Consider the following 8,175-nt stretch of genomic DNA (forward strand, 5'->3'; position numbering starts at 1 on the left):
TGACCCCCTTTACCACCAGACACAAAAAAAGCCCCGCTTTGAAGGGGTTTGAAACGAACTTAAGTTCAGCGTTGAACTTCAGTGATGTCAGGACACAAAAAAAGCCCCGCTTTGAAGGGGTTTGAAACATTTCTATGGGGATCAATAGCCACCATGTGGTGGCTAGACACAAAAAAAGCCCCGCTTTGAAGGGGTTTGAAACGATGAGCAAGATTATCAGCAGGGCACCGGCGGCGATCGACACAAAAAAAGCCCCGCTTTGAAGGGGTTTGAAACACCTCTTTTAGACCTGTCTCTACGTGTATAATGGACCGTGACACAAAAAAAGCCCCGCTTTGAAGGGGTTTGAAACCAGACTGCGACTTGTCGGTCTGCTGCCCCAGCCTGGACACAAAAAAAGCCCCGCTTTGAAGGGGTTTGAAACAGCGTGTGGAGCCGCTGGGGCTCTTGATTATTGGAGGGACACAAAAAAAGCCCCGCTTTGAAGGGGTTTGAAACGATGAGCATGGCTCACCACCCGCCCATGAGCCATGGGCGACACAAAAAAAGCCCCGCTTTGAAGGGGTTTGAAACTAGATGGCGGCGGTCGCGACGAGGGCGATGTCCTGAAGACACAAAAAAAGCCCCGCTTTGAAGGGGTTTGAAACGAGAGGAATGGGTTCTTAAGACCGCGTCGAACATTGGACACAAAAAAAGCCCCGCTTTGAAGGGGTTTGAAACGATGATCTCGTCAAGTCTTTCGGCTTGGTCTAGGAGGACACAAAAAAAGCCCCGCTTTGAAGGGGTTTGAAACATTACATCTTTGACGGTCTTGTGACCTCTACCCTGTGACACAAAAAAAGCCCCGCTTTGAAGGGGTTTGAAACGCTGATCTCGACGTTGCCGGCATGTGCGGGTTGGGCGACACAAAAAAAGCCCCGCTTTGAAGGGGTTTGAAACAACCTTCAGACCATCGCCGGAGTGCCGAACGATTGACACAAAAAAAGCCCCGCTTTGAAGGGGTTTGAAACAAGGGGTTGGTCGATGACGATTTGCCCATCGAGACCGACACAAAAAAAGCCCCGCTTTGAAGGGGTTTGAAACGATAATGCTGAGCGTGATTGTACCGATCGACCATACGACACAAAAAAAGCCCCGCTTTGAAGGGGTTTGAAACGACTTGCCCCGTGTCTGTCTCGGGGGCGCTCAGGAAGACACAAAAAAAGCCCCGCTTTGAAGGGGTTTGAAACGATAATGCTGAGCGTGATTGTACCGATCGACCATACGACACAAAAAAAGCCCCGCTTTGAAGGGGTTTGAAACCACACGGTAGGTGTGGCCGACGGACGGGGCAAAGCCGACACAAAAAAAGCCCCGCTTTGAAGGGGTTTGAAACGCGAGCGGGTTGTTCCACCGCAGGTAGGCGGGACCGGACACAAAAAAAGCCCCGCTTTGAAGGGGTTTGAAACGCAGCTGGTTGACCTTGCCGTAGTCGAACGTGACAGACACAAAAAAAGCCCCGCTTTGAAGGGGTTTGAAACGTCGCGGTGGCATAGCCAACCGCGATCAGTGACAGAGACACAAAAAAAGCCCCGCTTTGAAGGGGTTTGAAACGCGGCGTTAGCCGTGCCGCCGCCATGTGATCTAGGGGACACAAAAAAAGCCCCGCTTTGAAGGGGTTTGAAACTTTAGCAGCTCAATCAACGAAAGTGCCGCGATAAGACACAAAAAAAGCCCCGCTTTGAAGGGGTTTGAAACCTGGCCGAGCCCGCGAAGATCGAACGCGCCGCGAGACACAAAAAAAGCCCCGCTTTGAAGGGGTTTGAAACATTTGGTCGCCGTCGCCGTCGCCGTCGCCGTGCTCGTGACACAAAAAAAGCCCCGCTTTGAAGGGGTTTGAAACTGCTGAAGGATACCAAACCTTAGTACCTGTAATCCTTAGACACAAAAAAAGCCCCGCTTTGAAGGGGTTTGAAACGCCGTGGTGGGGAGCCGCCCGCAGAGCACGTCACGTGGACACAAAAAAAGCCCCGCTTTGAAGGGGTTTGAAACGGGATGCTACCGGTGATGGGCAAAGCCCTCACCGCTGACACAAAAAAAGCCCCGCTTTGAAGGGGTTTGAAACAGTGCGCGTCGGCGGCACCGTGGTGCGCGTCGGCGTGACACAAAAAAAGCCCCGCTTTGAAGGGGTTTGAAACAAAAAGCTGCCTGTACCCTTGTTCCCGGCCAGGGAAGACACAAAAAAAGCCCCGCTTTGAAGGGGTTTGAAACGGTTTTTAAGATCCTCCTCAGCGCAGATGCCCCCGACACAAAAAAAGCCCCGCTTTGAAGGGGTTTGAAACCTTGGGGGCCTTCTCCACCCACTCGTCCACCTTGGCGACACAAAAAAAGCCCCGCTTTGAAGGGGTTTGAAACGTTCTGGCTCCAGCTGAACGGGATGTCACACCCGCTCGACACAAAAAAAGCCCCGCTTTGAAGGGGTTTGAAACACCGCCGCGCCGCCCACCCAACCTTAGTGGTGGGGGCGCGACACAAAAAAAGCCCCGCTTTGAAGGGGTTTGAAACTCGACCCGGGTGGTCTGCTGCCAGACACCGCTCCACGACACAAAAAAAGCCCCGCTTTGAAGGGGTTTGAAACTGGCACTCCTTCGGGATGCATCGAGCATATCCCGAGACACAAAAAAAGCCCCGCTTTGAAGGGGTTTGAAACGAGCCGCTGCCACTTGGTCTTGGCAGCGACTAGCGCCGACACAAAAAAAGCCCCGCTTTGAAGGGGTTTGAAACGAACCTGGCTTGCAGGGCCTCCAGTTCCTTCTGGGGACACAAAAAAAGCCCCGCTTTGAAGGGGTTTGAAACATTCGGCTCCCGTCCAGCGCCGCACCGCCCCCTCAAGGACACAAAAAAAGCCCCGCTTTGAAGGGGTTTGAAACTGGCTGGCCGGGGCGGGCGGGAACAGCGAGTTCCAGACACAAAAAAAGCCCCGCTTTGAAGGGGTTTGAAACACAACGATGGCGATGGTGGCGGTCGGGATGGCGGTGGACACAAAAAAAGCCCCGCTTTGAAGGGGTTTGAAACATGTGCACGCTCGTGTTCGCCACCGCCGTCTGCGGGGGACACAAAAAAAGCCCCGCTTTGAAGGGGTTTGAAACAACTCATTCCACACCTCGCAGCAAACCCACGACGGGCGCTGACACAAAAAAAGCCCCGCTTTGAAGGGGTTTGAAACAAAAAGGTGCGGTCTACAACGATGGCGATGGTGGCGGACACAAAAAAAGCCCCGCTTTGAAGGAGAGTGGTGCAGAATAGGGGCTGCCATCTGCCGAGCACAGGCCACATGCGGTCAACAACGGGGGGTGGGCGCGCTCGTTCGGGCAGGATCCGGGGCCGGGCGCCCGCAGGTGCCCAGAATCTGGCCTTCCATGCCCATTCCAGACCGCATATGTGCCCGTGGGTGACATTTTTTGGGCAGGCGCTCACGCCGCAGGCGGGGCGTGCGCCGTGGTGCGGGGTGTGGGCACGACGCAGGGGCCGCGTGGTCGCGCTCAGGCGGCGGCCCTCCGCGCGTGCCGGTGAAGCCAACTGAGCAGGTTGCGGACCGCGCAGGCCTGGGAGAGTTCAAACTGCGCGGCGGCCAACCCGAGGCAGCGGGCGCGGCGGCAACCCTGGTAGCGCGTGAGCCAGGCGATGGTCGGTTCGACGCGCCAGCGGTCATGCAGCAACGCTTTGCCTTCGTCGCTCTGGTTGACGCGCCGAGCCTCGCGCATGTGATGGTGATAGTCCGAGATAAAGACGGTGCGGTGGCTCGTCGGTTTGGCCTTGGGGTCGCGGCACTGCCCGTGCTCATCACAGCCGGCGCAGTCGGACGCCCGAAACCGGAAGGAGATGCCGTCGGCGCTGCCCGAGGGATACACCGTCGTGCTGACGATGCCCCCGGGACAGGTGCAGGTCATGCGGGCGAAATCGACCTGGAAGTCGGCGACGCTGAAGCGGGCGGGGTCGCTGCCGCCGCCCTGCGGAATGGGCGCGACAAGACTGGTCTGGCCGTCGCTGCGGGTGTGCACCTCGGCGCGGGTCTTGCCCCAGCCGGCGGCACCATCCATCACGATGATCTCCGGCAGCGGTGCCCCGGCCTCCTGCTGCTGCTGGAGCACGGCGGCTGGGGCGACACTATCGGGCGTGCAGCCGGTCACGATCACGCAGGCGCGGATGCGGGTGCGGGTGGTGCTGATAATCGCATTGCTGCCGAGCACGGCGGGACTGCCTTCATGTTTGCGGAAGGTGGCCTCGCGGTCAACGGCACTGGCGATGCGGCGCGACCCCCGTTCCTTGGCGGGGCGTTCGGTCACGACGCCGGCGTCATCGGTGGTCAGTTCATCGGCCTGCACCTTGGCGAGATCGGCGAGGAAGGCGCGCACGAGCGGGGACACCACCGGGTCGAGCGTGTCCAGCTGGGCCGTGACCGTGGTGACGACGCGGGCGACCAGCGCCACGGTGGTCTGGAGGCGGGCGTGGCGGGCGGCGGCACTGCGAGCGGGTTTCGGCTTCTGCGTGAAAGGCGTCAGGTCGAGCGCCTCCAGCGCGGCGGTGAGGGTGGCTGGGCCGCGCTGCCGCAGCAGCAGGAGGAGGCGCAGGGTCAGGTGGCGGAGCAACGCCGCCGGACTGACACTGGGGGCGACCGGACTTTGCATGGCAAAGGTATCGACGATCTGGGGCGTGGTGGCGGCATCTTCCGGGTCAACGTGGTCGAGGAAGGTGAGCACATCGCGGAAGAGCGCGTCGGGCACGTGCTGGCGCATCCAGCCGTGAAAGCGGGCGAGCGTGGTATGGTCGGGAAGCTGCGGCGCAAAGAGGGACAGCCCGACAAACCAGCGCACCACGAGATTGCTGGCGAGATGCCAGGCCAACGCGCGGTCGGAACAGCCCTCGGCCCACGTGCGGACGATCTCGGCGCGTACCAACTGCTCCAGCGTGAAGGTCGGCGGCGCCCCGGGCGCGCCCTCGGGATGGCGATAGGCGGCACAGGCCGCGACCACGGCCGCGGGATCATAGGCCAGGCCGATGCGCACCAACGGATGGTCGCGCACCGTCGTCGTGAAAATCCGACGGAGGATGGTCGTCTCCGCCCAGACCAGGATCGGGCCAAGGAACATGATGATCCAGCCCTGGAGCCAGCGCGGCACGGCGGGCAGATCGGGCGTGCCAGCCCGGAGGATTGGTGGTAGAATAGGAAGCATAACCGTCTTTTTTGTGTCCTTGATGCGGTTTTCACTACAGTCATCATGCCACAAAAAAGCGGTTTTTCAAGCACACAGATCGGCGATCCTTCGCACCCCGAAAAGTTGCCGGTATTCTGCACCAGTCTCTTGAAGGGGTTTGAAACAAGACGGCGAACTGACGTACAGGGGGATGTCCACCCTGACACAAAAAAAGCCCCGCTTTGAAGGGGTTTGAAACGGCCATTCCGCTGTCACTTCGAAGTTAGAATCTCGATTGACACAAAAAAAGCCCCGCTTTGAAGGGGTTTGAAACTCGATCCCGTACTCGTAGTCCACGCGACCGCGGTTGGACACAAAAAAAGCCCCGCTTTGAAGGGGTTTGAAACGCGAATGATCCCCTCAAGGGACTTGATGCGGTCGTTGGACACAAAAAAAGCCCCGCTTTGAAGGGGTTTGAAACACGGGGCAAGTCGTGTCTGTCTCGGGGGCGCGGATGGACACAAAAAAAGCCCCGCTTTGAAGGGGTTTGAAACCACGCTCCTAAGTTATAGTGGGTCGTCATTGTGACGACACAAAAAAAGCCCCGCTTTGAAGGGGTTTGAAACGTCGCGGTGTTGGTCGGCGTCGGCGAGGCCGTTGCCGACACAAAAAAAGCCCCGCTTTGAAGGGGTTTGAAACCGCGCCACCAGGTGGCGACCACCCCGTTGTGCGTCTGACACAAAAAAAGCCCCGCTTTGAAGGGGTTTGAAACTTTCCTCAGATCCACGGCCTGCTTCAGCGCCTGGTACGGACACAAAAAAAGCCCCGCTTTGAAGGGGTTTGAAACACCGCCACGACGGGCAGCAAGCGCCCGGTGCGGTCGGACACAAAAAAAGCCCCGCTTTGAAGGGGTTTGAAACATGGCGGCAATCGTGGCGCGAATAACGCTTGGATCGACACAAAAAAAGCCCCGCTTTGAAGGGGTTTGAAACACGCAGCGACAAGCGCGGCTGATTGAAATCGAGCCGCGACACAAAAAAAGCCCCGCTTTGAAGGGGTTTGAAACTTGGCACATCGGGTGGCACCACCCCGGCGCAGTTCGTGACACAAAAAAAGCCCCGCTTTGAAGGGGTTTGAAACGCACGAGTTCCGCCCGAGCGCGGCAGGCCAGTGCGGGAGACACAAAAAAAGCCCCGCTTTGAAGGGGTTTGAAACCCGTGCTGAAGCGCAGCACCCGCCAGCCGTCGAGCGGACACAAAAAAAGCCCCGCTTTGAAGGGGTTTGAAACGATGGCGGTGGTGGTGTTGGCTTCGTTGGCTTTGGCGTGACACAAAAAAAGCCCCGCTTTGAAGGGGTTTGAAACTTGAAGGACTCGACCGTGTTGTCGGCGACGATGGCAGACACAAAAAAAGCCCCGCTTTGAAGGGGTTTGAAACGGAGTGCAGAGGTCGCGTCCCTCCTCTCTGTAAACTGACACAAAAAAAGCCCCGCTTTGAAGGGGTTTGAAACACCCAATGGTATTCGCTCGTCCGTCCGTCCGTCCCGACACAAAAAAAGCCCCGCTTTGAAGGGGTTTGAAACTCGCCCGCCAGCAGCTGAACAGCCGCGACAACATGGACACAAAAAAAGCCCCGCTTTGAAGGGGTTTGAAACTGTGGCGTATGCGTCGCTGTGGCCGTGGGCGTAGGACGACACAAAAAAAGCCCCGCTTTGAAGGGGTTTGAAACGTCAGCGTGTCGTCGGCGGGCTGGTAAGCCCACTCGAGACACAAAAAAAGCCCCGCTTTGAAGGGGTTTGAAACCTGACGTACATCGGGATGTCCACCCGGATGTTGGAGACACAAAAAAAGCCCCGCTTTGAAGGGGTTTGAAACGATGGTTCCAGACGCTTGGCCGTCGCCGCACTCAGGACACAAAAAAAGCCCCGCTTTGAAGGGGTTTGAAACTCAGCGTGTCGTCGGCGGGCTGGTAAGCCCACTCGAGACACAAAAAAAGCCCCGCTTTGAAGGGGTTTGAAACTCGACACAACCCCCTCGCCCGACGTGCCGTTGCTGCGACACAAAAAAAGCCCCGCTTTGAAGGGGTTTGAAACCTGAGCTCACTGGGCGAAACCTGCAGCACGGGCGGCTGGACACAAAAAAAGCCCCGCTTTGAAGGGGTTTGAAACTGTGCTCCTTATAAGCTTTGCGCAGCTTCAATCTAGACACAAAAAAAGCCCCGCTTTGAAGGGGTTTGAAACAGGTGGGGCAGACCTTGACGATCAGCTCACCATTGAGACACAAAAAAAGCCCCGCTTTGAAGGAGGGTTGGGCTGAACATAACGCAGCGACGCCGCTTCCGCAACGGTGACACTGAACATAACGACGGCTTTTTTGGCGCATCTGTGCGCATATGCGCCTGGCACGCGAAGATGGAACCGCGCAGCGGGGTGGGCGATCGGGTGAGGCGGTGGGGTGGACCGTCGGGACGGCCCGGCGGACGGGGCGGCGCGCCGGGTCTAGGTGAGGCGCGGACCCACGCGACCGGCAATGGCACAGGGGGACATGCCCCGGCGGCACCGCAATGATCGCCAGGGAGACGTACGCGGGACATGGGAGGCCACGGCGAGCCCGGGCGGGTGCCCCTGGGCGGTCGAACCACCACCCACCTGCGTGTCCATCCCAGGGGCACCCGCCGCGGTTACGCCGCCGCGACCGTGGTGGCGGGCCGCACCTCCGCAGCGGCGGACCGCAGGCGGTGGAGCGCCCGCAGGTTGATCAGCACGTAGGTCAAGGTGTTCTGATTGACAATCGCCCGCCCACGCCGGAGCTTCGGATGCGTGATGCCCAGCGCTTCCGCTTGGCTGTTGATGCGCTCGACCATGGTGCGCTGGTCATACAGTTGGTGGTAGGCTTCGCTGTCGCGATCGAGCGTATGGCGGATGCGGGAGCCGGGACCCTGGGCAATCGTTGTTAAATGTCAACTAGATTTGCCGCCTGGTGTCAACTAGATTTGCCGGTTCC

General features: G+C 58.6%; 2 protein-coding genes and 2 CRISPR repeat arrays. Both genes read right to left on the reverse strand.

Annotated elements, in window-relative coordinates:
* Nucleotides 1-18: 18 nt before the first annotated feature.
* Nucleotides 19-3,278: direct repeats of the CRISPR family, unit length 37 nt; unit sequence GACACAAAAAAAGCCCCGCTTTGAAGGGGTTTGAAAC.
* Between the two features lie 243 nt (nucleotides 3,279-3,521).
* A complete protein-coding gene (locus tag EYB53_RS24395; RefSeq protein WP_135482065.1) occupies nucleotides 3,522-5,213 on the reverse strand; it encodes a transposase in 1,692 nt (563 codons plus the stop codon).
* 183 nt (nucleotides 5,214-5,396) lie between these two features.
* Nucleotides 5,397-7,485: a CRISPR direct-repeat array (repeat unit 37 nt; unit sequence GACACAAAAAAAGCCCCGCTTTGAAGGGGTTTGAAAC).
* Nucleotides 7,486-7,852: 367 nt separating this feature from the next.
* Nucleotides 7,853-8,035 (reverse strand): hypothetical protein, encoded by a 183-nt coding sequence (locus EYB53_RS24400; RefSeq protein ID WP_135482068.1) that lies wholly within the window; start codon nucleotides 8,033-8,035, stop codon nucleotides 7,853-7,855.
* Nucleotides 8,036-8,175: the final 140 nt, after the last annotated feature.

Origin of the sequence: Candidatus Chloroploca mongolica (assembly GCF_004762035.2) — a bacterium.
Taxonomy (GTDB): domain Bacteria; phylum Chloroflexota; class Chloroflexia; order Chloroflexales; family Chloroflexaceae; genus Chloroploca; species Chloroploca mongolica.